27 protein-coding genes and 1 pseudogene are annotated in these 25,403 nt (G+C 70.3%); 19 read left to right on the forward strand and 9 right to left on the reverse strand.

The features are described 5' to 3' along the window. The first annotated feature begins 146 nt into the window (after window positions 1–146). The 3 genes from BMW88_RS02100 to BMW88_RS02105 are packed head-to-tail and all read left to right on the forward strand — an operon-like array spanning window position 147 to window position 2,257. Window positions 147–1,277 (forward strand): pyridoxal phosphate-dependent aminotransferase, encoded by a 1,131-nt coding sequence (locus BMW88_RS02100; protein WP_089948612.1) that lies wholly within the window; start codon window positions 147–149, stop codon window positions 1,275–1,277. Between the two features lie 54 nt (window positions 1,278–1,331). Continuing rightward, window positions 1,332–1,481, forward strand: a complete 150-nt coding sequence (locus tag BMW88_RS41590) for a hypothetical protein (RefSeq protein ID WP_177220889.1) — start codon at window positions 1,332–1,334, stop codon at window positions 1,479–1,481. A 38-nt stretch (window positions 1,482–1,519) separates the two neighbouring features. Beyond that, window positions 1,520–2,257, forward strand: coding sequence for a potassium channel family protein (locus BMW88_RS02105; RefSeq protein ID WP_089948613.1), 738 nt, complete (start codon window positions 1,520–1,522; stop codon window positions 2,255–2,257). On the opposite strand, the gene BMW88_RS02110 is transcribed toward BMW88_RS02105, so the two are convergent. Continuing rightward, window positions 2,189–2,797, reverse strand: coding sequence for an HAD-IA family hydrolase (locus BMW88_RS02110; protein WP_089948615.1), 609 nt, complete (start codon window positions 2,795–2,797; stop codon window positions 2,189–2,191). The genes BMW88_RS02105 and BMW88_RS02110 overlap by 69 nt on opposite strands. Before the next feature lies 1 nt (window position 2,798). Next, window positions 2,799–3,740 (reverse strand): threonine aldolase family protein, encoded by a 942-nt coding sequence (locus tag BMW88_RS02115; RefSeq protein WP_425434606.1) that lies wholly within the window; start codon window positions 3,738–3,740, stop codon window positions 2,799–2,801. A 183-nt stretch (window positions 3,741–3,923) separates the two neighbouring features. Between BMW88_RS02115 and BMW88_RS02120 the strand changes: the two genes are divergently transcribed. Genes BMW88_RS02120 through BMW88_RS02150 form a run of 7 tightly spaced genes read left to right on the forward strand, consistent with a single transcriptional unit; the run spans window position 3,924 to window position 9,342 of the window. Continuing rightward, window positions 3,924–4,442, forward strand: a complete 519-nt coding sequence (locus BMW88_RS02120) for a SigE family RNA polymerase sigma factor (RefSeq protein ID WP_089948616.1) — start codon at window positions 3,924–3,926, stop codon at window positions 4,440–4,442. Between the two features lie 20 nt (window positions 4,443–4,462). Further along, on the forward strand, window positions 4,463–5,152 hold the full coding sequence (locus tag BMW88_RS02125; protein ID WP_089948617.1) for a hypothetical protein: 690 nt from the start codon (window positions 4,463–4,465) through the stop codon (window positions 5,150–5,152). Between the two features lie 27 nt (window positions 5,153–5,179). Then, a complete protein-coding gene (locus BMW88_RS02130; RefSeq protein WP_089948619.1) occupies window positions 5,180–5,764 on the forward strand; it encodes a TetR/AcrR family transcriptional regulator in 585 nt (194 codons plus the stop codon). A gap of 57 nt (window positions 5,765–5,821) precedes the next feature. Continuing rightward, the gene (locus tag BMW88_RS02135) at window positions 5,822–6,355 is read left to right on the forward strand and encodes a SigE family RNA polymerase sigma factor (protein WP_089948620.1); all 534 of its coding nucleotides are present in this window, start codon (window positions 5,822–5,824) and stop codon (window positions 6,353–6,355) included. Further along, on the forward strand, window positions 6,352–7,107 hold the full coding sequence (locus BMW88_RS02140) for a hypothetical protein (RefSeq protein WP_089948622.1): 756 nt from the start codon (window positions 6,352–6,354) through the stop codon (window positions 7,105–7,107). The genes BMW88_RS02135 and BMW88_RS02140 overlap by 4 nt, the downstream gene beginning before the upstream one ends. 25 nt (window positions 7,108–7,132) lie before the next feature. Then, window positions 7,133–8,551: an adenylosuccinate lyase gene (gene purB, locus BMW88_RS02145; protein WP_089948623.1), complete on the forward strand. Its 1,419-nt coding sequence runs from the start codon at window positions 7,133–7,135 to the stop codon at window positions 8,549–8,551. Next, entirely contained in the window at window positions 8,548–9,342 is a 795-nt protein-coding gene (locus BMW88_RS02150) for an MOSC domain-containing protein (RefSeq protein ID WP_218147976.1), read from the forward strand. The genes purB and BMW88_RS02150 overlap by 4 nt, the downstream gene beginning before the upstream one ends. On the opposite strand, the gene BMW88_RS02155 is transcribed toward BMW88_RS02150, so the two are convergent. After that, on the reverse strand, window positions 9,339–9,776 hold the full coding sequence (locus BMW88_RS02155; protein WP_089948625.1) for a hypothetical protein: 438 nt from the start codon (window positions 9,774–9,776) through the stop codon (window positions 9,339–9,341). The genes BMW88_RS02150 and BMW88_RS02155 overlap by 4 nt on opposite strands. Window positions 9,777–9,865: 89 nt before the next feature. Between BMW88_RS02155 and BMW88_RS02160 the strand changes: the two genes are divergently transcribed. Together BMW88_RS02160 and BMW88_RS02165 are read left to right on the forward strand one after the other, a co-directional pair. After that, on the forward strand, window positions 9,866–10,741 hold the full coding sequence (locus tag BMW88_RS02160; protein ID WP_089948626.1) for a phosphoribosylaminoimidazolesuccinocarboxamide synthase: 876 nt from the start codon (window positions 9,866–9,868) through the stop codon (window positions 10,739–10,741). 50 nt (window positions 10,742–10,791) lie between these two features. Next, on the forward strand, window positions 10,792–11,442 hold the full coding sequence (locus BMW88_RS02165) for a polysaccharide deacetylase family protein (protein WP_089948628.1): 651 nt from the start codon (window positions 10,792–10,794) through the stop codon (window positions 11,440–11,442). Here the strand turns inward: BMW88_RS02165 and BMW88_RS02170 are convergent. Then, entirely contained in the window at window positions 11,405–12,028 is a 624-nt protein-coding gene (locus tag BMW88_RS02170; RefSeq protein ID WP_089948630.1) for an MBL fold metallo-hydrolase, read from the reverse strand. The genes BMW88_RS02165 and BMW88_RS02170 overlap by 38 nt on opposite strands. A 66-nt stretch (window positions 12,029–12,094) precedes the next feature. On the opposite strand from BMW88_RS02170, the gene BMW88_RS02175 reads away from it, so the two are divergent. Beyond that, entirely contained in the window at window positions 12,095–13,219 is a 1,125-nt protein-coding gene (locus tag BMW88_RS02175) for a trypsin-like serine peptidase (RefSeq protein WP_089948631.1), read from the forward strand. Here the strand turns inward: BMW88_RS02175 and BMW88_RS02180 are convergent. Then, on the reverse strand, window positions 13,203–14,183 hold the full coding sequence (locus tag BMW88_RS02180) for an NAD-dependent epimerase/dehydratase family protein (RefSeq protein ID WP_089949426.1): 981 nt from the start codon (window positions 14,181–14,183) through the stop codon (window positions 13,203–13,205). The two genes, BMW88_RS02175 and BMW88_RS02180, sit on opposite strands and share 17 nt — an antisense overlap. A gap of 480 nt (window positions 14,184–14,663) precedes the next feature. On the opposite strand from BMW88_RS02180, the gene purS reads away from it, so the two are divergent. The 3 genes from purS to purL are packed head-to-tail and all read left to right on the forward strand — an operon-like array spanning window position 14,664 to window position 17,826. Continuing rightward, window positions 14,664–14,903 (forward strand): phosphoribosylformylglycinamidine synthase subunit PurS, encoded by a 240-nt coding sequence (gene purS, locus BMW88_RS02185; protein WP_089948632.1) that lies wholly within the window; start codon window positions 14,664–14,666, stop codon window positions 14,901–14,903. Next, window positions 14,900–15,571, forward strand: a complete 672-nt coding sequence (gene purQ / locus BMW88_RS02190) for a phosphoribosylformylglycinamidine synthase subunit PurQ (RefSeq protein ID WP_089948634.1) — start codon at window positions 14,900–14,902, stop codon at window positions 15,569–15,571. Before purS ends, purQ begins: the two co-directional genes overlap by 4 nt. Further along, window positions 15,568–17,826: a phosphoribosylformylglycinamidine synthase subunit PurL gene (gene purL / locus BMW88_RS02195; RefSeq protein ID WP_089948635.1), complete on the forward strand. Its 2,259-nt coding sequence runs from the start codon at window positions 15,568–15,570 to the stop codon at window positions 17,824–17,826. The genes purQ and purL overlap by 4 nt, the downstream gene beginning before the upstream one ends. Window positions 17,827–17,897: 71 nt before the next feature. Here purL and BMW88_RS02200 read toward each other — a convergent pair whose 3' ends face one another. Together BMW88_RS02200 and BMW88_RS02205 are read right to left on the reverse strand one after the other, a co-directional pair. Next, window positions 17,898–18,689, reverse strand: a complete 792-nt coding sequence (locus BMW88_RS02200; RefSeq protein ID WP_089948637.1) for a lysozyme — start codon at window positions 18,687–18,689, stop codon at window positions 17,898–17,900. A gap of 42 nt (window positions 18,690–18,731) precedes the next feature. Further along, window positions 18,732–19,571, reverse strand: a complete 840-nt coding sequence (locus tag BMW88_RS02205) for an aldo/keto reductase (protein WP_089948639.1) — start codon at window positions 19,569–19,571, stop codon at window positions 18,732–18,734. A gap of 78 nt (window positions 19,572–19,649) precedes the next feature. On the opposite strand from BMW88_RS02205, the gene BMW88_RS02210 reads away from it, so the two are divergent. Further along, the gene (locus tag BMW88_RS02210; RefSeq protein WP_089948640.1) at window positions 19,650–20,549 is read left to right on the forward strand and encodes a LysR family transcriptional regulator; all 900 of its coding nucleotides are present in this window, start codon (window positions 19,650–19,652) and stop codon (window positions 20,547–20,549) included. 114 nt (window positions 20,550–20,663) lie between these two features. On the opposite strand, the pseudogene BMW88_RS44405 reads toward BMW88_RS02210, so the two are convergent. Both BMW88_RS44405 and BMW88_RS02220 read right to left on the reverse strand, forming a co-directional pair. After that, a pseudogene (locus tag BMW88_RS44405) lies at window positions 20,664–21,188 on the reverse strand (pentapeptide repeat-containing protein); the annotation flags it as partial. Between the two features lie 217 nt (window positions 21,189–21,405). Beyond that, on the reverse strand, window positions 21,406–22,272 hold the full coding sequence (locus tag BMW88_RS02220; protein ID WP_089948642.1) for a pentapeptide repeat-containing protein: 867 nt from the start codon (window positions 22,270–22,272) through the stop codon (window positions 21,406–21,408). Between the two features lie 71 nt (window positions 22,273–22,343). Between BMW88_RS02220 and BMW88_RS02225 the strand changes: the two genes are divergently transcribed. Further along, window positions 22,344–23,159, forward strand: a complete 816-nt coding sequence (locus BMW88_RS02225) for an SAM-dependent methyltransferase (protein WP_089949427.1) — start codon at window positions 22,344–22,346, stop codon at window positions 23,157–23,159. Window positions 23,160–23,219: 60 nt separating this feature from the next. Beyond that, window positions 23,220–25,385 carry a putative bifunctional diguanylate cyclase/phosphodiesterase gene (locus BMW88_RS02230; protein WP_177220891.1) on the forward strand — a complete coding sequence of 722 codons (2,166 nt, stop codon included), beginning with the start codon at window positions 23,220–23,222 and terminating at the stop codon, window positions 25,383–25,385. The last annotated feature ends 18 nt before the right edge of the window (window positions 25,386–25,403 follow it).

A 25,403-nucleotide genomic window follows, 5' to 3' on the forward strand; every position in this document is an offset into this window, starting at 1 on the left:
CCGCCACCAATCCGCACCGCCACCAATCCGCACCGCCACCAATCCGCACCGCCACCAATCCGCACCGCCAGCGATCCGCACCGCCAGCGATCCACCCGCCAAAGATCACGCCGCCCACCCGCCCGACGGCGAGTTAGCCTGACGGCATGCTGACCGTGGCCGCCCGCGCCGACGTCCCGCCCTTCCACGTCATGGACGTGCTGTCCGCTGCCGCGCAACGCCAGCGGACCCACGGCGACGTCATCTCCCTGGCCGCCGGCCAGCCCTCCAGTCCCGCGCCGCGCCGGGTGCGCGAGGCCGCGGCGCGCGCGTTGCAGGAGCAGCCCCTCGGGTACACCGAGCAGCTGGGGATTCCCGAGTTGCGCGGTGCCATCGCGGGGCATTACCGGCGGTTGTACGACCTCGACGTCGCGCCGGAGGACGTGGTGGTGACGACGGGGTCGTCGGGTGCGTTCACGTTGGCGTTCCTGGCCGCGTTCGACGCCGGGGACCGGGTGGCGCTGGCTCGGCCGGGGTATCCGGCGTACCGGAACATCCTGAGGGCGTTGGGGTGTGAGGTCGTCGAGCTGCCGTGTGGGCCCGAGACGCGGTTCCAGCCCACGGTCGACATGCTCGACGAGGGGCTCAAGGGTGTGATCGTGGCCAGCCCGGCCAACCCCACGGGCACGGTCGCGCACGTCGAGCCGATCGCGCGGTGGTGTGCGGACAGCGGGGTTCAGCTGATCAGCGACGAGATCTACCACGGGATCAGCTACGGGGAGCCGTTGCGGTGTGCGTGGGAGACGTCGCGGGAGGCCATCGTCGTCAACTCGTTCTCCAAGGCCTTCGCCATGACCGGGTGGCGGCTCGGGTGGATGTTGCTGCCGGAACGCCTGCGCAGGGCCGTGGACTGCCTGACGGGCAACTTCACGCTGTGTCCGCCGGCGTTGGCGCAGTACGCCGCGGTCGAGGCGTTCCACGAGGACTCGTACGCGGAGGCCGCCGAGGACCTGCAGCGGTACCGGGTCAACCGGGACCTGCTGGTCCAGGGGCTCACCGACCTCGGGATCGACAGGCTGGCGCCGGCGGACGGGGCGTTCTACGTCTACGCGGACGTACGGCACCTGACGGACGACTCGATGGGGTTCTGCCGGCGGTTGCTGGACGACACGGGTGTGGCGATCGTGCCGGGGATCGACTTCGACCCGGTGGACGGGCATCACTTCGTGCGGATGTCGTTCGCGGGGGCCACCCAGGACATCGAGGAGGCCCTGCGGCGGCTCAAGGCGTGGATCTAGGAAAGCAACAAAACGGGCCCGGACGACGTTCAGACCACGAGAGAGAGGGGACCTATGTGGGCGATCATCGGGTGGCTGGCGGCGATCTGGATCGTGCTGGCCGTCGTCGGGGCCGTGGTGAAAGGGCTTTTCTGGCTCGCTGTGATCGGAGGGCTACTCCTCGCGGGCACGGCGGCTTTCGGAGCGGTCAAGTCCAAGCGGTGACCCTGGATTAAGCGGCGCGGACCGCTCACCATGAGGCGGTGCCGCCAGTCAGCGAGGCCCGCCTCGAACGGTGGGAGCGAAAGGTCGAGTGGCCGTTGACGGTGCTCGCCGTGGTGTTCCTCGCCGCTTACGCGTGGCAGGTGTTCGACGACCACGGGCCGATGCACTTCCCGCTGGAAATCGTGTTGTGGCTGGTCTGGGCCGTGTTCGCGGCCGATTTCGTGGCCAGGCTGGCGCTCGCGCGGGACAAGGGGCGGTTCCTCAGGACGCACATCTTCGACCTCGCCGTGGTCGTGCTGCCGATGGTGCGGCAGCTCCGGGTGTTGCGGTTGATCACGGTTATCGCGCTGTTGAACAAGAAGTTCCAGCACAAGATTCGGCAGCGGGTGAGCATTTACGTCGCCGGCGTGACGATGCTGGTGGTTTTTTCCGCGAGCCTTGCCGTCCTGGACGCGGAAAGGCACGCGGAAAACGCCAGCATCACCACGTTCGGCGACGCGCTGTGGTGGACGATGACCACCATGTCGACGGTCGGGTACGGCGACCGCTACCCCGTCACGGCCCAGGGGCGGCTGGTCGCGGCACTGCTCATGGTCGGCGGCATCGCGTTGCTCGGTGTCATCACCGGCACGATCGCCAGCTGGCTCGTGGAGAAGCTGCGCGGTGTCGAGGAGGCCGAGCTCGAGACCGCGCAGGAGCTGCGGAACCTACGCGCCGAGATCGCCGAGCTCCGTGCCGAGCTCCGCGCGGAGCTCAAGGCGCGCGGCAGCGGCTGACGTCCACAGCCGCGCGTCCCAGCCCACGGCCCGTGCGCCCTCCACGTTGACCGCGCGGTCGTCGAAGAAGAGCACGTCGGACGAGCCGATCACGGACTCCACGTGCGCGAAGATCTCCGGGTCCGGCTTCGCGCAGCCGAGGTCGCCGGAGAACACCAGGTGCCGGAAGTGCTTGGCCCACGGCACCTTCTCGGCCAGCCGCGCGAACGTCACCGGCGCGTTCGACAGCAACGCGAGCGGCACGCCCAGAGCGGCCAGGTCCTCGATCAGCGTGACGGTCTCCACCACCGGCTCGTCCAGCCAGCCCGCGTTGTCGAGGGCGGTCAGCTCGCGCACCGCGGCGTCGTCGAACGCCAACCCGAGCGCCGACCCGATCGTCGCCCAGTACTCGGCGTCCGATCCGCCGCGGTCGTACGCGTCGCGGTCCCAGTAGGCGGCCTCGAAGACGTCCAGGGGCACCCCGAGCCGGGACGCGATGAACGGCAGCGCGGGGTTCCGCTGGCTGATGACCTCGCCGAAGTCGAACACGATCCACCGCATCTCAGGCGTCCTCCCGCAGCCGGCGCAGCAGCTCGGCGATGCCGGACGAGTCCACGTCGCCGTGCGTGACGAACCGGACTTTGCCGGACATCGGACTGGCGAAAACCCCGAGTTCGCGCAACGACACGAGCGTCTTCTCCACGTCGGGCACCGTCGCCAGCACGATGTTCGTCGCCGGCTCCGGCACGTCCCAGCCCAGTGAGCGCAGCCCGCCGGCCAGGACGCGGGCGTTCGCGTGGTCTTCGGCCAGGCGGTCGATCCGGTCCAGCGCGACCAGGCCGGCGGCCGCCAGCACGCCACCCTGCCGGACCCCGCCGCCGAGCATCTTCCGCACCCGGCGCGCCTCGACGACGAACGAGGAGGACCCGGCCACGACGGACCCGACCGGTGCGCCGAGGCCCTTCGACAGGCACACCTGCACGGTGTCCGCCCCCGTGGTCAGCTCGCTGGGAGGCACTCCCAGCGCCACGGACGCGTTCCACAGCCGAGCACCGTCGAGGTGCACCGCCAGCCCGGCCGAGCGCGCGGCCGACACCAGCAGCGCGTGCTCGTCGGGCGTGGTCACGGTGCCGCCGGAGGCGTTGTGCGTGTTCTCCAGGCACAACAACGTCGTCCGCAGCCCGTAGTAGGGCGACTCGCCGCCGGCGGCGGCCACCACGGCCTCGGGGGACAGCACCGGCAGCCCGTGCGGCATCCCGCCCGCCAGCCACGCGGCCGTGCCGAGCTCGGCGTCCAGCACGTGCGCGCCCAGCGGCGCCAAGAACCGGTCGCCTCGTCGCAGGTGCAGGAACAACGCGATCAGGTTGCCCATGGAACCGGACGGCACCCACAGGGCGGCCTCGACGCCGAGCAGCGCGGCGATCCGCTCCTCCAGCGCCGCCATGGTCGGGTCGTGGTCCAGCACGTCGTCGCCGACCTCGGCCGACGCCATCGCGCGGCGCATTTCCTCGTCGGGCCGGGTGACGGTGTCCGAACGCAGGTCGATGGGGGTCACGCCGCCGATCACATCACATCCCGTGAACGACCAAGGGGGTGATGTAGCTCTCTCCGGGGGTTCGTGCAACCGTTGTTGCCTCAGTTTCCGTCCCGTCAGTGCAACTCGAGGAACGAGCGGAGAGCAGTCCGCGTGGATCAGCGCGACGAGCAGGAGTTCGCGGAGTACTTCGTGGCTCGCCGTGAGGCCGTGCGCCGAACGGCATACCTGCTGTGCGGCGACTGGCACCGCGCTGACGACTTCGCGCAGACAGCGTTCGTGGCGGTGCACAGGAGGTGGCGGAAGATCCGGGACAAGCAGGCCCTCGACGCCTACGTCCGGCGCACGCTCGTGCGCGCGGTGATCGACGAGTCGCGCAGGCCGTGGCGGCGCGAGAAGTTCACCGACGAGATGCCGGAACCGCCGGCGGCGGACACCGAGATCGGCGAGACGGTCGCGACCCGCGAGGCGTTGCTGAAGGGCCTGCGCAGGGTCCCGCCGCGGCAGCGGGCCGTGCTCGTGCTGAGGTTCCTGGAGGGGCTCGACGTCACGGCCACGGCGGAAGTGCTGAAGTGTTCGGAAGGGACCGTGAAGAGCCAGACCGCCCGCGGGCTGACCGCGTTGCGGGAAGCGCTCGGCGACACGATCGACGACCTGCGACCGGCGTCGTGACCGGCGAGAGGAGGACGTAGATGGACGAGCAGAAGCTCGCGGACCTGTTCCGCGACGCGGCACACGACGCGCCACCGGCGTCCTTCGACGCGGGGGACGTGCGCACGGCTTCGCGGCGTGCCGCGCTGCGCAGGCGCAACTCGATCGCCGCCGGCACGACCCTGGCCGTGGTGCTCGGCTTCGGCGGTGCCGTGGCCGCCACCGGCTGGTTCGGCCAGGACGGGCGCGACACGCTGAACAGTGCTGGGCAGCAGGAGAAGGACACGGCACAATCGCCGCTGACCGAACTGATGACTCCGCAACAGGCCCAGCCGCCCACGAAGAACTTCCCTGGCGACCACGGGGTGTCCACGCAGGGAGACCCCCGTTCGCCGGGAAGCACCGGCCCTTCGGCCGGTGATCGCGCAGTGCAGGGCTGCGCAGGTGTGGACCGAGAGCTCGCCGACGCCCTCGCCGGAGAGCTCTCGGTCTCACCGGACTTCGCCGAGCCGCCGGCGGTGACGTGCTCGCCGGACTCGCGCTCGGCAGCGTTCCGGATCGACGGCCTGACCGTCACCGCGATCGTCACGCCGCAGCCCTTCGAGGCGCCGGTTCCCGCGGCGAAGGTGCGGACCGCGAAGGGCCAGGACCTGTACGTGTTCACCCAGGGCGACGGCGAGCTGGAGGACAGGGCCAAGCCCATCGCGGACGCGCTGGCCCCCGGCTTCTGATCACCTACCGAGTACCCTGGCGCGACTATGACGGCAGCAACCCCCAAGGGTGAGCGCAGGCGGCAGGCGCTCGTCGAGGCGGCGTCCGCCCTGCTCGTGGAGGGCGGGTTCGACGCGGTCCGGCACCGCGCGGTCGCCGAGCGCGCAGGCTTGCCGCTCGCGTCGACGACGTACTACTTCGACTCGCTGGACGAGCTGATCACCGCCGCGGTCGAGTTCCACGGCCACGCGGAGCTCGCGAGCTGCCGGGAGCGGCTCACCGGGCTCTCCGACCGGCTCGCGGACACCGACGTGCTGGTCGAGCTGGTCCTCGACCTGCTGGTCGGCCAGGACGTCACCGACACCGAGACGATGCTGCTGCGCTACGAACGCCTCGTCGCGACCGGCCGCCGCCCGTACCTGCGGCCGTTGATGCGCGTGCTGTCCACGGAGCTGCACGAGCTGATCGCCGAGATCTTCACCAGGTCCGGCCGCGACATCACGGCCGAGCGGGTCGAGGAGCTGATCGCGCTGGTCGACGGCACGATGGTGAACGCCTTCATCGAGCTGAAGCCGGACCCGCGCGGCGCCGCGGCCAGGATGCTCCGTTCGGCTCTTTCGCGGCACGGGTGATGCAACCCCGCGTGTCCCCGCCGCGTTCCCCTGGTTGAGGACGCGAGAGGGGATCGCATGCGCAAGGCCGATGAGCAGGGCTTTCGCGAGTTCGCGGCAGCCAATGCCGCGTCTTTGCGACGCACTGCCTATCTGTTCTGTGGCGACTGGCACACGGCTGAGGACCTGATGCAGTCGAGCCTCATGAAGATGTACATGGCCTGGAAGCGCATCAAGGACCTGGAGAACTTGATCGCGTACGCCCGCAAGGTGCTGCTGCGCACCTGGCTGGACGAGAAGCGCAGGCCGTGGCGCAGAGCCGAGCAGCGCGACGGGGAGCTGCCCGACGCCGCGGACGCCACCGTGGACCCGGACACCACCAGCGCGAAGCTGTGGGCGCGTGAGCTGGTGCACACCGCGTTGTTGCAGGTGCCGCCGAGGCAACGGGCGGTGCTCGTGCTGCGTTATTTCGAAGACCTCTCGGTCGCCGAGGTCGCGGTGGCCATGGGGTGCAGCGAGGGAACGGTCAAGAGCCAGACGGCGCGTGGTCTCGCGACGCTGCGCGCCATCGTGGAGAAGCTCGACAACAGTTCGGGGAGGGTCGCGTCGTGAGTGAGCAGGAGATCCGCGAGGGAATGCTGCTGGCCGTCTGGGACGAGCCGCCGCTCGACTTCGACCCGGACAAGCTGATCAGGCGGGTCGAGCAGAAAAAAAGTCGTCGACGCGCGCTGGTCGCTGTGGGCGTGGCTACGGCGATGATCGCCGTGGTGTCGCTCTCGCTGCCCGGCCTGCTGCCGCGCGGCGACGACAGCCAGCTCGCCGCCGACCAGCCGGTCGTCTCGTCGGCGCCGGTGAACGAGCTGACCCGGAAGAAGGCGCAACGCATCGGCGACAGGCTGGCGGAGCAGCTCTCGGCGCGGATGACGAACCTCAAGGACGTCTCCGCGACCCTCGACCTGGGCGCTGTGTACGGCTACCCGCCGTACGCGCCGACGACGACGCGCAAGTCGTCCGATCCGAAGATGTCCGGTTATGTCTTCCTGACCGATCAGATCGGGCCGACCGCGCTGCGGGTGGAAGCCGTGGAGAACGGGTCCCCCACGAGGAGCACCTGCGGCGGCGCGATCATGTGCCGGGACGTGAAGCAGGCCGACGGGTCGCTCGTCACCGAGGCCGAGTTCGCCGAGGGCGGCCCGGACATCTCCCGCGCCGAGGCGGTCCGGCGGTTCGGGAACGGGTACGCCGTCACGATCTCCAGCCACAACTACAACCCCGCGTCGGGCAGCGGTCTGCGCCAGACCGTCCCGGTGCGTGTGGAGGTGCTCACAGCGCTGCTCATGGACGAGAGCATCGACTGGGAGTGAGTCGCGGGTGCACTAACCTGGCGGCGTGACGAAGCCCCGCATCGCCAACGTCCTCGCAGGTCGCTACGCCTCCACGTCGCTCGCGACGCTCTGGTCGGCCGAGCACAAGATCGTGCTGGAGCGTCAGCTGTGGCTCGCGGTGCTGCGGGCGCAGGCGGCCGCGGGCATCGACGTCCCGGCGACCGCGATCGCCGACTACGAGCGCGTGCTGGAGCAGGTCGACCTGGAGTCGATCGCCGCCCGCGAGCGGGTGACGCGGCACGACGTGAAGGCGCGCATCGAGGAGTTCAACGCGCTCGCGGGCCACGAGCAGGTCCACAAGGGCATGACCTCCCGCGACCTGACCGAGAACGTCGAGCAGTTGCAGGTGCTGCGCTCGCTCGAGCTGGTCCGCTCGAAGGTCGCGGCCGTGCTGGGACGCCTCGCGCGGCTCGCCGCCGAGCACTCCGGCCTGGTGATGGCCGGTCGCTCGCACAACGTGGCCGCGCAGGCCACGACGCTGGGCAAGCGGTTCGCGACGGGCGCCGACGAGCTGCTGGTCGCGTTCACGCGCCTGGACGAGCTGATCGCGCGCTACCCGCTGCGCGGCATCAAGGGCCCGGTCGGCACCGCCCAGGACATGCTCGACCTGCTCGGCACGCCCGACCGGCTGGAGGAGCTGGAGCGCACGGTCGCGGGCCACCTCGGCTTCGAGCGGGTGCTGACCTCCGTCGGCCAGGTCTACCCGCGCTCGCTCGACTTCGACGTCGTGTCGACGCTCGTGCAGCTCGCGGCGGCGCCGTCGTCGGTGGCGAAGACCATCCGGCTGATGGCGGGCCACGAGCTGGTGACGGAGGGCTTCAAGCCCGGCCAGGTCGGTTCCAGCGCGATGCCGCACAAGATGAACACCCGCTCGTGCGAGCGGGTCAACGGCTTCGCGGTGATCCTGCGCGGCTACCTGTCGATGGTCGGCGAGCTCGCGGGCGACCAGTGGAACGAGGGCGACGTGTCGTGCTCGGTGGTCCGCCGGGTCGCGCTGCCGGACGCGTTCTTCGCGCTCGACGGGCTGCTGGAGACGTTCCTGACGGTGCTGGACGAGTTCGGCGCCTACCCGGCCGTGGTCGCCCGCGAGCTGGACCGCTACCTGCCGTTCCTGGGCACGACGAAGGTGCTGATGGCGGCCGTGCGCGCGGGCGTCGGCCGGGAGACCGCGCACGAGGCCATCAAGGAGAACGCGGTGGCCGTGGCGCTGGCGATGCGGGAGCAGGGCCTCGCGCGGAACGACCTGCTGGACCGGCTCGCCGCGGACCCCCGGCTGCCGCTCGACCGGGCCGCTCTCGACGAGCTGCTGGCCGACCGCCTGTCGTTCACCGGCGTGGCGTCGGCGCAGGTCGCGTCCGTGGTGGAGCAGGTCGCCGCGGTCGTCGACAAGTACCCGGCCTACGAGCCGGAGCCGATCCTGTGATCGTCTCCGGCCTCGTCGTCTACCCGGTCAAGGGATGCGGCGGGATCCCGGTCCCGTCCTCGGCCGTCGACCTCACGGGACTGCGCGACGACCGGATGCTGATGCTCGTCGACGACGACGGCGTGTTCCTGTCCCAGCGCAAGGTGCCGGCGATGGCCGCGCTGCGTCCCTCCCTCGTGGACTCGTCACTGGTCCTCGGCGGGGAGTCGTTCCCGGTCCTCGCCGACGGCCCGCGGGTTCCGGTGACCGTCCACACGTGGCAGGGCTCGGCGATCGACCAGGGTGACGAGGCCGCGGCCTGCTTCTCCGACGCGCTCTCCCTGTCCGTGCGGCTCGTGCGGACGCCGCCGGACCTGCGCCGCGAGACGACCGGGGAGACCACCGGACTGGTGGGGTTCGCCGACGGCAACGCACTGCTGGTGATCTCGCTGTCCTCGTTGGACCACCTCAACGAGCGGATCCTGGACCGCGGCGGGGAACCGGTGCCGATGGACCGGTTCCGCCCCAACGTGGTCGTGTCCGGAGCACCGGAGCCGCACGTGGAGGACCGGGTGCGGCGCGCGGCGATCGGCGACGTGGAACTGGCTTACGCCAAGGACTGCGTGCGGTGCGCGGTGCCCATGGTCGACCAGGGCACCGGTTCCAAGGCCGGGCCGGAGCCGATCCGCTCGCTGGCGGCCTACCGGCGCGATCCCGACGGCGGCGTCACCTTCGGGATGAAGGCTCAGGTGGTGCGCACCGGCACCATCGCGACCGGCGACGAGGTCGACGTGCTGGAGTGGCAGGCCTAAGCCCGCTGCCAGCGCAGCCGGTTGCCGCGGTCCGGGTCCTTGCGGCAGACCAGCGGCTCGTCGCGCAGGCCGATGCCGCGCGCGCCTTCGGGGCCGCAGGTCGCGTTCTCGATGACGAGCAGGCCCCGCTGCGGGGGCTCCGTGGTCGTCGTGGGCTGCTGCACGGGCGGTGGCGGCTGCACCGGCGGCGGCTTCGGCTGCGTCGTCCTGGTCGTGGTGGTGGTCGTCGTGGTGGAGGTCGTGGTCTTGACCGTGATCTCGGCGACGTCCGGGGTCGGCACGATGCTGACCGACTGGGTCGTGCTCGTGTTCTGCGAGCTCGAGGCCGGCGATGAGACGGGGCTGGAGTCGATGCTCCACCCCGCCACACCCAGCACGACGAGCAGCCCCACGCTTGCCGCGATCGGGATCCACAACGCCTTTCTGGTGAGCACGGGTGCACCTTAAGCTTCTTCGGCCCCGATCTGTAGTCAGCAGGGGTGCGCGTCGATTTCGCGCGTCACGGGCACGTAGGCTGACCTGCGTGCCCACGCTCGCTGACTACCAGCACGTCGCCCGCGGCAAGGTTCGCGATCTGTACAACGTGGACGATGAACTGCTGCTGTTCGTCGCGTCCGACCGCATCTCGGCGTTCGACCACGTCCTGAGCACCGAGATCCCGGACAAGGGCCGGGTGCTCACCGCGATGAGCGTGTTCTGGTTCGAGCGGCTCACCCCGAACCACCTCGTCTCCTGCGACGACCCGCGGATCCCCGCCGAGGTCCGCGGCAGGGCGCTGCTGGTGCGCAAGCTCGCGATGGTCGACGTCGAGTGCGTGGCGCGCGGGTACCTGACCGGCTCCGGCATGGCCGACTACACCGCGACCGGCGCGGTGTGCGGGATCGAGCTGCCGGCCGGGCTGGTCGAGGCGTCCGAGCTGGATCCGCCGATCTTCACGCCCGCGTCGAAGGCCGAGATCGGGTCCCACGACGAGAACGTGTCGTTCGACGTCGTCGCGGCCAAGCACGGCGTGGAGCTGGCGTCGAAGCTGCGTGATCGCACGATCGAGCTGTACCGCGAGGCGCGCGCGTACGCGTTGACGCGCGGCCTGATCCTGGCGGACACGAAGTTCGAGTTCGGGCTGGACGCGTCCGGTGAGCTGGTCCTCGCCGACGAGGTGTTCACGCCGGACTCGTCGCGCTACTGGCCGGCCGAGGGCTACGAGCCCGGCCGCGTGCAGCCGTCGTTCGACAAGCAGTACGTGCGCGACTGGCTGACGTCGCCCGCCTCGGGGTGGGACCGCTTGAGCGACGTCGCGCCGCCGCCGCTGCCCGCCGACGTCGTCGAAGCCACCCGGCAGAGGTACGTCGAGGCCTACGAGCGGCTTACTGGCCGGTCCTTCGCTGACTGGCTCGCGTGAGTTAGTTCTGGTTTCACGCGGATGTCACCACGGCGTGGCGCACTCAGAACGTGCACTCACAGCTCGTGGTCTCACTGTCCGGCATCGGTCCGCAGACACTCGACCGATGCGCTGATCTGGCCGCGGCCCTCGGCCCGCGGCGGGTGCCGTTGTCGCTGCTCGTGGTCCCCCGCGAGCTCGGCAGGGCGCAGGAATGGGTGCGGCAGCGCGCCGCGCTCGGCGACGCCGTCGTGCTGCACGGCCTCAGCCAACGGCGGTTGCCCGCCTACGAGGCCGGCCTGCTGCTCACGGGTGCGCGGGTGCAGATGGACGCCATCGGGCTCAAGGCCGACACGTTCGCGCCCCGGCGCTGCGTCGCGTCGCCCGGGACGTTGCTCGCGCTGGCCAAGCACAAGTTCACCCGCTGCGCTGACGCGCACGCCGTCCGCGACCTCGGCACCGGTCTCGCGACGCTCGGGCGCCTGCACGCGCTGACCGAGCGCAGCAGCTTCGGTGAGCTGCGGTCACTCGCGCTGGTCTACGCGACGGCCAGGTCCGCCCGGCGCGGCGGGCTGACCCGGATCACCGTGGACGCCCGCGACCTGCACCGGCCCGGTGCGCGCCAGGCCGTGCTCGACGCCGTGGACATCGCACTGGCCCACGACGCCGCGCCGACGACCTACGTCAAACTGCCGTCTCCTCGCCGCGCGGTAGCGGCCTGACCCGCGTTCCCGCCGGCTTCAGGTTCTCGAAGTGCCGGTAGGCCATCTCCGGCATGGCGAGGACGGCCTCGTGGATGGGGACGGCGACCCGCGGCTCGACCGCGCGCATGAAGTCGACGGCCTCGCCGGTGCGCATCCACGGCGCGCCCGCGGGCAGGCCGAGCACGTCGACGTCCTCGTCGGGCACGAACAGCGCGTCGCCGGGGTGGTAGAACGCGCCGTCACCGATCACGTAACCGGTGTTCGGGATGACGGGGATGTCCTGGTGGATGACCGCGTGCCGGCCGCCGACGACCTTGACGGTCGTGTCACCGACCTTGAGGACGTCACCCGGCCGGGCGACCGTCGGGTTGACGACGCTCGGCGCCGTGCCCTCGTCGACGACCAGCAACGCCCGCGGGTTGGCCGCGAGCAGCGCGGGCAGCCTCTTCGCGTCGACGTGGTCGAAGTGCTGGTGCGTGACCAGCACCGCGTCCAGGTCCGTCACGTCCTCGAACCCGCTGGAGAACGTGCCGGGATCGATCAGGACGCGCGTGGTCCCGGTGTCGATCAGCACGCAGGCATGACCGAAGTGGACGAGTTGCACGGATTCCTCCATTACCGACGTTTGGCGGGCTGACACGGTCAGGTGACGTCGGAAGTATCAAAGAGCATGAGGAAAACCCTGCAACTCCTCACGGCACTGGCGCTCGCCCTGCCGATGACGACCATCGTCCCTGCTACCACCACCTCTACACCTGCTCAGGCGCAATCGCCGCAGACGCAGGAGATCGGCACCGAGGAGTCGCTCTCGGTCCGCGTGGGTGGCAAGTCCCTCTCGACCTCGATCGACCGGCCGGGATCCGGGTACGTGAAGATCCACTTCACCGACCTCCGCCTCCTGCCGGGTGACGTGCTCACGGTGTCGAACCCTGACGGCACCGAGAAGTACGCGTACACGAGGGACCTGAAGTCCTCCCTGACGGCGACTCCCGACGCGACCGGCTTCTGGGCCATGTCGATCACCGGCTCGACGGCCGTGGTGTCGGTGACGAACCCGCTGTCGCGCGTCCGGATCGACAAGATCACGCGCGGCTACACCGAGGCCGAGATGTCCGCGCAGCCGTCCGTGCGGAGCGTCTGCGGCACGAACGACTACAAGGACGCGGTCTGCTACCAGTCCAGCAACCCGACCGAGTTCGGCAAGACCGCGTCCGTCGCGAAGCTGCTGCGCAACGGCAGCTCGCTGTGCACCGCGTGGCGGGTCGGCCCCAACAACCGCCTGCTGACCAACAACCACTGCTTCACCAGCACCAGCGGCATCGAGGTGTGGTTCAACTACCAGTGCCCGACCTGCGGCGGCACCGCGTCGGCGACGACGACGAAGGTGCTGGCGGCGCAGGTCCTGCGCACCAACGCCGCGCTCGACTACACCCTCTTCACCGTGAACAACTTCGCGGCCATCAGCTCGTTCGGCTACCTCGAACTGGACGCGCGCGTTCCGGCCGTGGGTGAGGAGATGTACGTCATCGGTCACCCGGCCGGGAAGCTGAAGAAGCTGTCGTTGCGTGACGACAACAACGGCGGCGGCTACTGCGTCGTGCGCGCGGTGCGCGTGAACGGCAGCTCGTCGCAGTCCGACATCAGCTACATGTGCGACACCGAGGGTGGCTCGTCCGGTTCGCCGGTGCTGTCGAGGCGCACGCACAAGGTGATCGGGTTGCACCACTTCGGCGGCTGCCCGAACCAGGGCGTGCGCATCGACCTGGTGGCCGCGCAGATCAGCTCACTGCTGTAAGGATCTCCTGCTCCTCCGCCGCGGTGAGCCCGGCCTTGCGGGGCCGGTCCAGCCCGAGGCCGCGCTCGTACTCCAGCGAGTCGAGCGCGGTCTCGGCCAGCGGCCTGACCCGCAGCCCGTTCGCGAGCGCGTTGCTCACGTCGCGCCCGACCATCCGGGCCCACTCCCGCGGCAACCACAGCGGCAACGACCGCGGCCCGGCCCACGGGTTGACCTCCAGCCGCTGCAGCACGCTCTCCGCGACGGGCACGAGCTGCGTCCCGGGCGGCGCGGTGGCCCCGGCGATCTCCCCGATGGCCATCTGGAACGGCATCACCGGCCCGGTCGAGTCGTACGTGCCCGTCACCCGCTCCTCGGCCGCGAAGACGATCCACCGCGCCAGGTCGCGCACGTCGATGTGCTGGAACCCCAGCTCGGGGCTGTCCGGCACGACCACCCGGCCACCCCGGCTCAGCCGGGCGGGCCAGTACCCGAACCGGTCGCTCGGGTCGTCCGGCCCGGTGATCAGCCCGGCCCTGACGACGAACTCGCGCCCGGCGACGGCCTCCCGCACGGCGTTCTCGCTGGCCACCTTGACGCTGCCGTACCGCTCGGACGTGAACTCCTCCGCCGGGTCGTCCTCGAGCGGCGGCAGGAGCTCGTCGCTGCCCGTCGCGTGGTCCGCGTAGACCGAGATGCTGGACACGAACGTCCAGTGCGGTGTCGTCGGCCCGAACGCCTCCAACGCGTCCCGCACCCAGTTCACCGAGTACTTCGAGACGTCGACGACCGCGTCGAACCGCTCGCCGGCGAGCTGGTCGAACGCGCCGGGCCTGTTCCGGTCGAGCGGGACCAGGCGGGCGCCCTCGGGTACCTCGCCCGAAGCACCGCGAGCGCCGCACACCACGTCGTGACCCCGGCGGACGGCCTCCGCGGTGATCGCCTTGCTGAGGAACACGGTTCCGCCGAGCACCAGGATCTTCATGATCCCCAGCATCCGTCCGATCGGACCGGACTGCCAGCTGCTCCGCTGTCAGCGAAACGGCTCGATCGGCTGGTTCCGCTCCAGTATCGTTCGGACCCGGCCGATGCAGGCGAACTGCACTGCAAGAAGGAGGCACCGAGCCGGCGCAGGCTGATCGCCTCCCGGCTTGCCGGCGAGCGGGTTTCCGTGCGGCTGTACACACGCGGCTGTGGTTGAGGCGGCTCGGCAGACGTGCCTCGAGAGCCTCGTCACCGACCTGCTGAAGGTCGACGCCCACCGGCTCGTCCTCGACTCGCGTGACCAGCGCGACCGCTTCGACGCACAGACGATCCGCAAGCAGTTCCGCCGGAACAAGCCGCTTCACCCGATGGTGGGGGCCGGTGAAGATGTGCCGCCGAACACCTGTCGAGTTGATGAACACCCAGGTCAGGTAGGCTCTCCGAGTACCGCCAGCCCCCTCAAACCCGGGAGCAGTCTGTCGTGGCCCGAGTCGTCGTCGACGTCATGCCGAAGCCCGAAATTCTCGACCCGCAAGGCCAGGCGGTGGCGAACGCGCTGCCGCGCCTCGGTTTCGACGGCATCACCGCCGTCCGCCAGGGCAAGCACTTCGAGCTGGAGGTCGCCGACGACGTCGACGACGCCACGCTCGCCAAGATCGCTGAGAACTTCCTCGCCAACCCCGTGATCGAGGACTGGACCGTGCGCAGGGTCGAGGCATGAGGGTCGGTGTCATCACCTTCCCCGGCACGCTCGACGACGTCGACGCGCTGCGGGCCGTGAAGTACGCCGACGGGGAGGCCGTGCCGCTGTGGCACGGCGACCACGACCTCAAGGGCGTCGACGCGGTCATCGTGCCGGGTGGGTTCTCCTACGGCGACTACCTGCGGTGCGGTGCAATCGCCCGGTTCGCGCCGGTCATGCAGGAAGTGGTCGAGGCCGCGAACAAGGGGATGCCGGTCCTCGGCATCTGCAACGGCTTCCAGATCCTCGCCGAGGCGCACCTGCTGCCGGGTGCGCTCGTCCGCAACCACAAGCTGCACTTCGTGTGCCGCGACCAGTGGCTGAAGGTCGAGAACAACACCACCGCGTGGACCACCCGCTACGACCCGGGCGCCGAGATCCTCGTGCCGCTGAAGTCCGGCGAGGGCGGCTACCAGGCGAACGAGGAGACGCTGCGGGAGCTCGAGGGCGAGGGCCGGGTCGTCTTCCGGTACGTCGGCGAGAACCCCAACGGCAGCCGCAACAACATCGCGGGCATCACCAACGCCAGGGGCAACGTCGTGGGCCTCATGCCGCACCCCGAGCACGCCATCGACGCGCTCACCGGTCCCACCGACGACGGTCTCGGGATGTTCCTGTCCCTGCTCGACTCGGTGGTGAAGGCATGATCGACACCGTCAAGAACGCCGAGAGCACGCCGGACCAGGAGCAGCCCTACAAGGAGCTGGGCCTGAAGGACGACGAGTACGCGCGCATCAAGGAGATCCTCGGCCGCCGTCCCACGGACGCCGAGCTCGCGATGTACTCGGTCATGTGGAGCGAGCACTGCTCCTACAAGTCGTCCAAGGTGCACCTGAAGTACTTCGGTGAGACCACGACCGACGAGATGCGCTCCAAGATGCTCGCGGGCATCGGCGAGAACGCGGGCGTCGTCGACATCGGCGACGGCTGGGCGGTCACGTTCAAGGTCGAGAGCCACAACCACCCGTCGTACGTCGAGCCCTACCAGGGCGCGGCGACCGGTGTCGGCGGCATCGTCCGCGACATCCTCGCGATGGGCGCGCGGCCGCTCGCGGTCATGGACCCGCTCCGGTTCGGCAAGCCGGACGCGGCGGACACCAAGCGCGTGCTGCCCGGCATCGTCGCGGGCGTCGGCGGCTACGGCAACTGCCTGGGCCTGCCGAACATCGGCGGCGAGGTCGTGTTCGACGAGTCCTACCAGGGCAACCCGCTGGTCAACGCCCTGTGCGTCGGTGCGATGAAGGTCGAGGACCTCCACCTCGCCCACGCGTCCGGTGCCGGCAACAAGGTCATCCTCTACGGCGCGCGCACCGGCCTCGACGGCATCGGCGGCGTGAGCGTCCTGGCGAGCGAGACGTTCGACGACACCGCCGGCAAGCGCAAGAAGCTGCCGAGCGTGCAGGTCGGCGACCCGTTCACCGAGAAGGTGCTGATCGAGTGCTCGCTCGAGCTCTTCGAGAAGGGCATCGTCGTCGGCATCCAGGACCTCGGCGGCGCGGGCCTGTCCTGCGCGACCAGCGAGCTCGCCTCCGCCGGTGACGGCGGCATGCACGTCTGGCTGGAGCGGGTGCCGCTGCGCGCCACGGGCATGACCCCCGCGGAGATCCTCTCCAGCGAGTCCCAGGAACGCATGTGCGCGGTCGTCGAGCCCGCGAACGTCGAGGCGTTCATGGAGGTGTGCCGGAAGTGGGACGTCATCGCCACCGAGATCGGTGAGGTGACGGACGGCGACCGCCTGGTCATCACCTACCACGACGAGGTCGTCGTCGACGTGCCGCCGCGCACCGTCGCCCACGAGGGCCCCGTCTACCACCGGCCGATCGAGCGCCCGGCGGACCAGGACGAGCTGCAGGCGAACACGCCGGACAGCCTGCCCAGGCCTGCCGGTGACGAGCTGCTGGAACTCGTCAAGACCCAGGCTGCCAGCCCCAACCTGGCCTCCAAGCGGTGGGTCACGCAGCAGTACGACCGGTACGTCCGCGGCAACACCGTCCTGGCGCAGCCGAGCGACGGCGGCATGATCCAGATCGACGAGGAGACGCACCGCGGTGTCGCTCTCTCGACGGACTGCAACGGCCGCTACACCAAGCTCGACCCGTACGAGGGCGCGAAGCTCGCGCTGGCCGAGGCCTACCGCAACGTCGCGGCCACCGGCGCCACGCCGGTCGCCGTCACGAACTGCCTCAACTTCGGCTCGCCGGAGGACCCCGGGGTCATGTGGCAGTTCGAGCAGGCCGTGAAGGGCCTCGCGGACGGCTGCGCGGAGCTCGGCATCCCGGTGACGGGCGGCAACGTGAGCTTCTACAACCAGACCGGTTCCACGGCGATCCTGCCGACGCCGGTCGTGGGCGTGCTGGGCGTGATCGACGACGTGCGGCGCCGCATCCCCACCGGGATCGGGGCCGAGGCCGGCGAGACGCTGCTGCTGCTCGGCGAGACGAAGGACGAGTTCGGCGGGTCGGAGTGGGCGCACGTCGTCCACGGCCACCTCGGCGGTCTGCCGCCGAAGGCCGACCTGAAGCGCGAGAAGCTGCTCGGCGAGGTCCTCGTCGCGGGCTCCCGCGACGGCATGGTCTCCGCCGCGCACGACCTCGCCGAGGGCGGCCTGGCCCAGGCGCTGGTCGAGACCTGCCTGATCGGTGAGACGGGCGCGCGGGTGTTCCTCGACGGTGACCTGTTCACCGAGCTGTTCAGCGAGTCGGCCGGCCGCGTGCTGGTCGCCGTGCCGCGCACCGAGGAGCAGCGCTTCACCGACATGTGCACCGCGCGCGCTCTGCCGTGGCGCAAGGTCGGTGTCGTCGACCCGGAGTCGAACGCCCTGGAGATCCAGAACCTCGGTCAGCTCCCGCTCGACGAGCTCCGCGAGGCCTGGGAAGGCACCCTCCCCGCGCTGTTCGACTGATTTTCACGTAACGCGGGGGCCCTGCGTTTCCTCCTGGGGAACGCGGGGCCCCCGCGTTCCCGAAGCCGGGGTTAGCTGCTGGCTATGCGCTGGAGCTGCTCGAACCTGCCGTTGAACAGGTTCTGGTCACCGGGGAAGACCCCGGCCGCCTGCCACTGCCAGATCGTGTGGAAGTCGAACCCGACCGGCAGCGGGCCGAGCGTCGAGCTGTAGTGCGCGATCCACAACGGGTTGTTCGCGCCGAACTTCACCGAGCCGCCGACGCACTTGTTCCACCAGTTCGTGGACGTGTAGATCACCGGGTGCCGCTTGGTGCGGGCGAACACCGTGTCGCTGAACGCCTTCACCCACGTGGTCATCGCCGCCTGGTTCAGGTTGTAGCAGCTCTCGCCGTACGGGTTGTACTCCACGTCCAGCGCGGGCGGCAGGGTCTTGCCGTCCGGCCTCCAGACACCGCCGTTGTCGACGAAGAAGTTCGCCTGCGCGACGCCGTCGGACCGGTCCGGCAGGGCGAAGTGGTACGCGCCGCGGATCATGCCGACGTCGTGGGAGCCGTTGTACTGCTGGGCGAACTTCGGGTTCCGGTAGTGGGTGCCCTCGGTCGCTTTGACGTAGGAGAACCGGGCGCCCTTGTCCCAGGCGAACTTCCAGTCGACGTCGCCCTGGTGGCTGCTCACGTCCATGCCGGGCACTTTGCCGTCGGTCGGTGGCGACTGCGCTGTGCGCGGCACGCCACCGCCTTCGTGCTTGAGGATCTCCGAACCCGCGAAGTGGTCCGCGGAGCCCTCGGGCAAGGGCGCCGCGGACGCGGGAGCCGGCGACAGGCCGGCGACGATCGCCACGATGCTGATCAAGGTCCGCATGGACTAGATCGTGCGGCCATTCGGCTCAACCTGCTACCGGGGTCACCCGTCCAGGAGGGTCAACTCGTCCTCGGTCAGCTCCAGGTGGGTGGCGGCGGCCGAGTCGCGGATGCTCGCGGGCCGGGACGCACCCGGGATGGGGATCACCACGTCGGCCTTCGCCAGCATCCACGCGAGGCAGACCTGGTGCGGGCTCACGCCGTGGGCGTCGCCGACCTCCTTGAACGGGCCGCTCAACGCCCCCGCCTTGCCGATGCCGCCGAACGGGCTCCACGGCAGGAACGCGATGCCGAGCTTCGCGCACAGCTCCAGCTCGGGCTCGCTCGACCGGAACAGCGGTGAGAACTGGTTCTGCACGGCCGCGAGCCGGCCGCCCAGGACCTCGTTGGCCTGCACGATCTCGTCCGGGTTGAAGTTCGAGACGCCGGCGTAGCGGATCTTGCCGTTGTCCAGCAGCTCCTTCAGCACGCCGACCGACTCGGTGATCGGCGTCCTCGGGTCCGGCCGGTGGAACTGGTACAGGAAGATCTGCTCGACGCCGAGCCGCCGCAGCGACCCGTCGACCGCCTTGCGCAGGTACTCCGGCCGGCCGTCGAGGGCCCAGCCGCCACCCGGCTCGCGCGTGTGGCCGCCCTTGGTGGCCACGAACACCTCTTCCCGGCGACCCCTCAGGCCCTCGGCGATCAGCTCCTCGTTGTGGCCGAAGTCGGTGTCGTCGAGCGAGTAGGCGTCGGCGGTGTCGATGAACGTCACGCCCGCGTCCAGCGCGGCGTGGATGGTCTCGATCGCCTGGGCGCGGTCCGGCCTCCCCTGCACGGAGATGGGCATGCCGCCCAGGCCGATGGCACTGACTTCCACTTCTCCGATACGGCGCTTCTGCATGCCTCCCACTCTGGCCCCTCCTGATTAAGCTGTCCAACGCAGAGAAGTGATCTCATTGAGCATCACGGGTGATGAATCGTGGAACTGAGACAGCTCGAGTACTTCCTCGCGGTGGCCGAGGAGTGCCACTTCACGAGGGCCGCCAAGCGCATGCACGTCGCCCAGTCGGGTCTCTCGGCGTCGATCCGCGCGCTGGAGGTGGAGCTCGGCGCGCCGCTGTTCCTGCGCACCACCCGGCAGGTCGAGCTGACGCAGGCCGGCCTGGCGCTGTTGCCGGAAGCCCGCAGGGCCCTGCACAGCGTCTCCTGCGCCAAGGCCGCGGTCGCGGCGGTGCAGGGGCTGCTGCGCGGCACGTTGTCCGTCGGCAGCCTGCAGTGCCTGCACGTCGTGCACCTGCCCGCGGTGCTGGCGCGGTTCCACGAGCTGCACCCCGGCGTGGAGATCAGGATGCGCCAGTCCGGCAACGCCGACCTGGTCGAGGAGGTCCGCGCGGGACGGCTCGACCTCGCGTTCGTCACGCGGCAGCCGAAGATCGCCGACGACCTGCGGGTGCGGAGCCTCGCCAGTGAGCCGCTGGTGCTCGCGTGCGCGCCGGGGAGCCCGTTCGCCGCCAGGGAGTCCGTGGCGGTGGCCGAACTGGCCGGGCAGCCGTTCGTCGACTTCAACGCCGACTGGGGCACGCGGGACGAGGCCGACCGGGTGCTCGCCGCCGCCGGCGTCGAGCGGCACGTCGCCGTCGAGGTCAACGACGTGCACTCACTTCTTGACTTCGTCGCCTTCGGGCTCGGTGTCGCCCTCGTCCCCCAGTCCTTTCAGGTCAAATCCGATCGGGTTCACTTCCGCGTCCTCGACTGCGAGGTAGACGTCCCCCTCGCGGAAACGGTCGTCGTCACCGGCGCCGCGCCCGGTGCCGCCGCCGGAGTCCTGCTCGACATGGTCTTCGAGGCGCGGGCGGGCAGGCTTCGGGTCGCCGGCTAGCGCCCAGCCCTCGTGCGCGGTCCGCATCGCCGTGCCCGGCAGCACCTCCAGCTCGCCGGTCTGCCGCGGCGGTGGTGGATCGGTGAGCGCGAGGAACGTGCCGACGGTCGCGCCACCGAGCTCGACCTCGCGGAGGAACGTCACCTCGGTGAACGCGACCCCGCCCTCGAACTTCGTCTCCGCGAGGTTCAACCGCCCGTGGAAGGTGGCGCCGGAGAACAGCGTCGGCTTGAGGATCCGCATGCGGGGCAGCGTGGTGATGCCGTAGAACTGGGCCCGGCGGGCGGTGAACCTGTTGACCCGCCTGCCGTCGAGCCAGAAGTACTCGAGCGCCGCGCCGGTCAGGTCGAGGTCGAAGTACTCCTTCTTCTTGTCGCCCCACGAGAGCAGGTCGCGGATCAGCCGTTGCGCGGTGCGCCGGACCTGCTGCTCCTGCTGCACCTCCGGGTCGAGCTCCTTCAGGAACACCGTGTCGGGGTCGGCGCCGTTCTCGTCCCAGGCCGGGTGGTGGAAGGGGCGGCGCAGGTACGCGCACAGGACGTCGAGGACCGTCTGCTTGTAGCGCGACGTGGAGTTCGCCAGCCACACCAGCGAATGCATCGCGCCCACGCGGACCTGGTCGGCCTCGTTGCCCAGCATCTCCACCGAGCGCGCGAACCGCTCGTCGGCGACCTTCACGCTCTCCAGCTCGTGTTTGCGGTCGTTGAGCCACAACGCGTAGAGCGCGACGACGGCACCGCCCGCGACACCGGCCGTCTTCACGATCTCCACCGCCGGCGCCTTGACCGCCCAGAGCAGGACCGCGGTTCCCGCGGTGACCACGGCGGCGCAGACCACCGCGAACAGCCACCTCACGTCAGGACCTCCAGGCTTCCGGCAGGACGGGCTCCACCGCGAACGTACAGCCGTCCGCCTTCACATCGGCCCACTGCGAGTTCTCGAACTTGGTCGGGCCGCCGAACTCGGTCTCGGTGAACACGGCGAGGCCGCGCGAGCGGAACCGGCTGAACCACGCCTTGCCGCGGATCTCGGTGTGGTGCAGGTAGAAGCGGCCGTTCGACTCGGCCTCGGTGACGTAGAGGTGGCCGTGGACGAGCATGTGGTGGAACGAGTTGGAGTCCTCGAAGCGGGCCACCCGCATGTAGAGGTCGCCGACCTGCCGGTACGACAGGTCCATGAACTCCAGGTGGGCCTTGGTGAGGTTGAGGTCGTAGCGGGGCGCGTTCTCCTCGCCCACGCGCGGCAGCAGGTCCTCGATGAGCCGCTGGGAGGTGAGCCGGACCTCCAGCTCGATCTCCTCGGGGTCGTTCTTGGTCTTCTTGTACGGGCGGCGCAGGTAGGCGCAGAGGATGTCGAGCACGGTCTGCGCGTACTCGGGCCTGGACTTCGCGAGGCCGGCGAGCGCGTGCATCGCGCCCACCCGCACCTGGGCGGCCTCGTGGCCGAGCAGCTCCACGGCGCGCGCGAACCGCTCGTCGGCCACGCGGGACCTGTCGTGCTCGATGCGCTGGCTCTCGAGCTCCTGGCGCGCCTCCTCGACCTTGCGCCGCCGGTCGTTCAGCCACAAGGCGTAGAGCGCGACGATCGCACCGCCCGCGAGACCACCGGTCTTGATCGCCTCGTGCTTGGGCGCACCGGGGTCCACGAGCAGCAGCACACCGCCGACCAGCGCAAACGCGCCGATGGACGCGAGAATGGTCGACAGCAGCAAACTTTTCCTCACGAGATCGGCATTCTGCCAAGCGGCGGGTGCATGATGGGCCGGAACTGGTCCGAACGCGGGTGGGGTGAGTGGTGGAGCGGCCGAACTGGGCACCGGGGGACATCGACCTGGAACGTCCGAGCGTCGCGCGGGTGTACGACTACTGGCTGGGCGGCGCGCACAACTTCGCCGCCGATCGCGCGGTCGCGGAGAAGACCCTGGAGACCATGCCCGAGATCCGCGGGGTGGTGCTCAACCACCGCGCGTTCCTGCGCAGGGCCGTCCGCCACCTGCTCGGCCAGGGCGTCCGGCAGTTCCTCGACCTCGGCTCCGGCATCCCGACCGTCGGCAACGTGCACGAGATCGCGCAGGCCGCCGACCCCGGCGCCAGGGTCGTCTACGTCGACATCGACCCGGTCGCCGTCGCGCACAGCCGCTCGCTGCTCGGCGGCAACGACCAGGTGAGCGTGCTGCAGGCGGACGTCCGCGACTGGCGGCGCGTGCTCGGCTCCGCCGAGGTCGGCGAGCAGCTCGACTTCGACGAGCCGGTCGGCGTGCTCATGATCGCGCTCCTGCACTTCGTGTCGGACGAGGAAGACCCGCGGGGAGTGATCGCCGGCTACCGCGACCGGCTCGCTCCCGGCAGCTTCCTCGCGCTCTCGCACGCCGGTTACGACGAGTCGGACGTGGAGTCCACGGCCTCGGTCGAGGCCCGCAAGATCTACGACCGCGGCGTCACGCGCATGACGTTCCGCAACAGGGCCGAGTTCACCCGCCTGTTCGACGGCTTCGAGCTGGTCGAGCCAGGGGTGGCACGCGTGCCCGCCTGGCGCCCGGAGTCGGTGGACGACGTCGAGGAGGCCGGACGGTCGTTCCCCGGCTTCGCCGCGGTAGGCCGGAAGGCGTAGGGGTGACTGCGCACCGCGACCGGCCGTATGCTGCGCGTTCGTGGCGTTGAGGCCGAGCAGATGACCGAACGGGTTGACGACAGGGTGAGCGACGACCGCTCTCCCGCGGATCCGGCCGTGCTGGCCGGCGCCGAGTCGTTCGCGCGGAGCTGGGCCACGGCGGTCATCGGATCGAGCTACGTCCCGATGACCCGCGCCGAGGTCGCCCGGCACCTGCAGAACCTCACCGAGCTGCTCGTCGAGGCGCTGTTCGCGAGCCCGTTCCGCACGGCCCCCGGCTACGAGATCGGCTCCCGGCTGGTCGACGCCCACTTCACCGGCACCGACACGCTCGGCCGCACGATCCAGCTCCTCGGCGACGACCTGCTCGCCGAGCTGGGCGTGGCGGGGGACGAGCGCCTCCGGTCCCGCCTCGCCGCTCTGCAGGGCGCGCTGTCCGCCGGGTACGCCCGTGCGCTGCGCGAACGCACGCTCGCCGAGCAGGAGGCCATCCGCGCGGCCGTGCTGGACGCCCGCGACCAGGCGGAAGCGATGCTGCGGGCCTCGGAGGCCCGCTTCCGCGCGATGTTCACCGAGGCCGCGATCGGCATCGGCATCGCCGACATCGACGGCCGGATCCTGGACGTCAACCAGGCCTTGCAGGACATGCTGGGGTTCAGCGTGGAGGAGATGCGCCAGTACAACGTGCGCGACCTCATGCACCCCGAGGACGCGGGCAGCGTCTGGCGGCTCTACGACCAGCTCATCGCGGGCGAGTGCGACCACTACCGGGCCGAGAAGCGGTTCCACCGGGCCGACGGCGAGCAGGTCTGGACGCACCTGACGCTGTCGCTGGTCCGCGACGACCACGGCGAGCCGCAGTACCAGGTCGCGATGATCGAGGACGTCACGGACCGGCACCTGCTGCAGAACCGGCTGCGCTACCAGGCCTTGCACGACCCGCTGACCGGGCTGCCGAACCGGGCGCTGTTCCTGGAACGGCTCGCGCGCGTGTTCAACAACCGCGCCAAGCACGTCCGGGCCGGCCTGTGCTACCTCGACCTGGACGGCTTCAAGGTCATCAACGACTCGCTCGGCCACGACACCGGGGACCAGCTCCTCGTCGAGGTCGGCCGCCGGCTCGACCACTCGGTGTCCGGCCAGGGCAAGCTCGTCGCGCGCATGGGCGGCGACGAGTTCGTGATCCTGGTCGAGGGCTCGTCCGGCGAGCAGGACATCGTCGACGTGGCGGACCGGGTGCTCACCGAGCTGGAGGCGCCGATCCGCATCGCGGGCCACGAGCTGTCGATCTCCGCCTCCATCGGCATCGTCGAGCGGCAGCTGTCCGGCACGACGTCGGCGGACCTCATGCGCGACGCCGACATCACGCTGTACTGGGCGAAGGCGGACGGCAAGGCGCGCTGGGCGTTGTACGACCCGGAGCGCAACGCCCGCGAGGTCGCCCGGTTCACGCTGTCGGCGACGATGCCCCGCGCGTTGGAGCGCGGCGAGTTCTACGTCGAGTACCAGCCGCTGGTCCGCTTGGCGGACTCGAAGGTCACCGGCGTCGAGGCGTTGGTGCGCTGGCAGCACCCGGAGTTCGGGCGGCTCGCGCCGGACCGGTTCATCGAGCTGGCCGAGGAGACCGGCCTGATCGTCCCTTTGGGACGGTGGGTGCTGCGCAAGGCGTGCGAGGAGGCGCGGCGCTGGCTGGTCGAGTTCGGCGACGCGGCGCCGTTCGTGTCGGTGAACCTGGCCGTGCGGCAGTCCCGCGACCCCGAGCTGGTGCGCGACGTGAAGCGGATCCTCGACGAGTGCGCGCTGCCGCCGCACCACCTGCAGCTGGAGCTGACCGAGTCGGCGATCATGGGCACCGCCGACGAGCCGCTGGAGGCGCTGCGGGCGTTGTGCGACATGGGGGTGCGCATCGCGATCGACGACTTCGGCACCGGCTACTCGAACCTCGCGTACCTCAAGCACCTGCCCGTGCACGAGCTGAAGATCGCCGGCTCGTTCATGGAGGGCCTGCGCGCCGAGAACGAGGAGGACCCGGTCGACTCGCAGATCGTCGCGACGCTGGTGCAGCTCGCGCACGCGTTGTCGTTGGGCGTCACGGCCGAGGGCGTGGAGACGCCGGCGCAGGCCGCCAGGCTGCTGCGGCTGGGCTGCGACACCGGCCAGGGCTGGTTCTTCGCGCGGCCCGGTCCGCCGGAGAACGTCGACAGCCTGCTGCGTGGTGATCTCTAGCCCGGGGAACTCCCAGTG

Source organism: Lentzea xinjiangensis (genome assembly GCF_900110955.1).
Taxonomy (GTDB): domain Bacteria; phylum Actinomycetota; class Actinomycetes; order Mycobacteriales; family Pseudonocardiaceae; genus Lentzea; species Lentzea xinjiangensis.

Excerpts from the sequence above, each read along its gene's own strand:
- BMW88_RS02125 (WP_089948617.1), top strand. The coding sequence starts at position 4,463 with ATGGACGAGCAGAAGCTCGCGGACCTGTTCCGCGACGCGGCACACGAC.
- BMW88_RS02230 (WP_177220891.1), top strand. The coding sequence starts at position 23,220 with ATGACCGAACGGGTTGACGACAGGGTGAGCGACGACCGCTCTCCCGCG.
- purL (WP_089948635.1), top strand. The coding sequence starts at position 15,568 with ATGATCGACACCGTCAAGAACGCCGAGAGCACGCCGGACCAGGAGCAG.
- purQ (WP_089948634.1), top strand. The coding sequence starts at position 14,900 with ATGAGGGTCGGTGTCATCACCTTCCCCGGCACGCTCGACGACGTCGAC.
- BMW88_RS02175 (WP_089948631.1), top strand. The coding sequence starts at position 12,095 with ATGAGGAAAACCCTGCAACTCCTCACGGCACTGGCGCTCGCCCTGCCG.
- BMW88_RS02115 (WP_425434606.1), bottom strand. The coding sequence starts at position 3,740 with ATGCGCCGCGCGATGGCGTCGGCCGAGGTCGGCGACGACGTGCTGGAC.
- BMW88_RS02110 (WP_089948615.1), bottom strand. The coding sequence starts at position 2,797 with ATGCGGTGGATCGTGTTCGACTTCGGCGAGGTCATCAGCCAGCGGAAC.
- BMW88_RS41590 (WP_177220889.1), top strand. The coding sequence starts at position 1,332 with ATGTGGGCGATCATCGGGTGGCTGGCGGCGATCTGGATCGTGCTGGCC.
- BMW88_RS02135 (WP_089948620.1), top strand. The coding sequence starts at position 5,822 with ATGCGCAAGGCCGATGAGCAGGGCTTTCGCGAGTTCGCGGCAGCCAAT.
- BMW88_RS02100 (WP_089948612.1), top strand. The coding sequence starts at position 147 with ATGCTGACCGTGGCCGCCCGCGCCGACGTCCCGCCCTTCCACGTCATG.
- BMW88_RS02180 (WP_089949426.1), bottom strand. The coding sequence starts at position 14,183 with ATGAAGATCCTGGTGCTCGGCGGAACCGTGTTCCTCAGCAAGGCGATC.
- BMW88_RS02200 (WP_089948637.1), bottom strand. The coding sequence starts at position 18,689 with ATGCGGACCTTGATCAGCATCGTGGCGATCGTCGCCGGCCTGTCGCCG.
- BMW88_RS02130 (WP_089948619.1), top strand. The coding sequence starts at position 5,180 with ATGACGGCAGCAACCCCCAAGGGTGAGCGCAGGCGGCAGGCGCTCGTC.
- BMW88_RS02205 (WP_089948639.1), bottom strand. The coding sequence starts at position 19,571 with ATGCAGAAGCGCCGTATCGGAGAAGTGGAAGTCAGTGCCATCGGCCTG.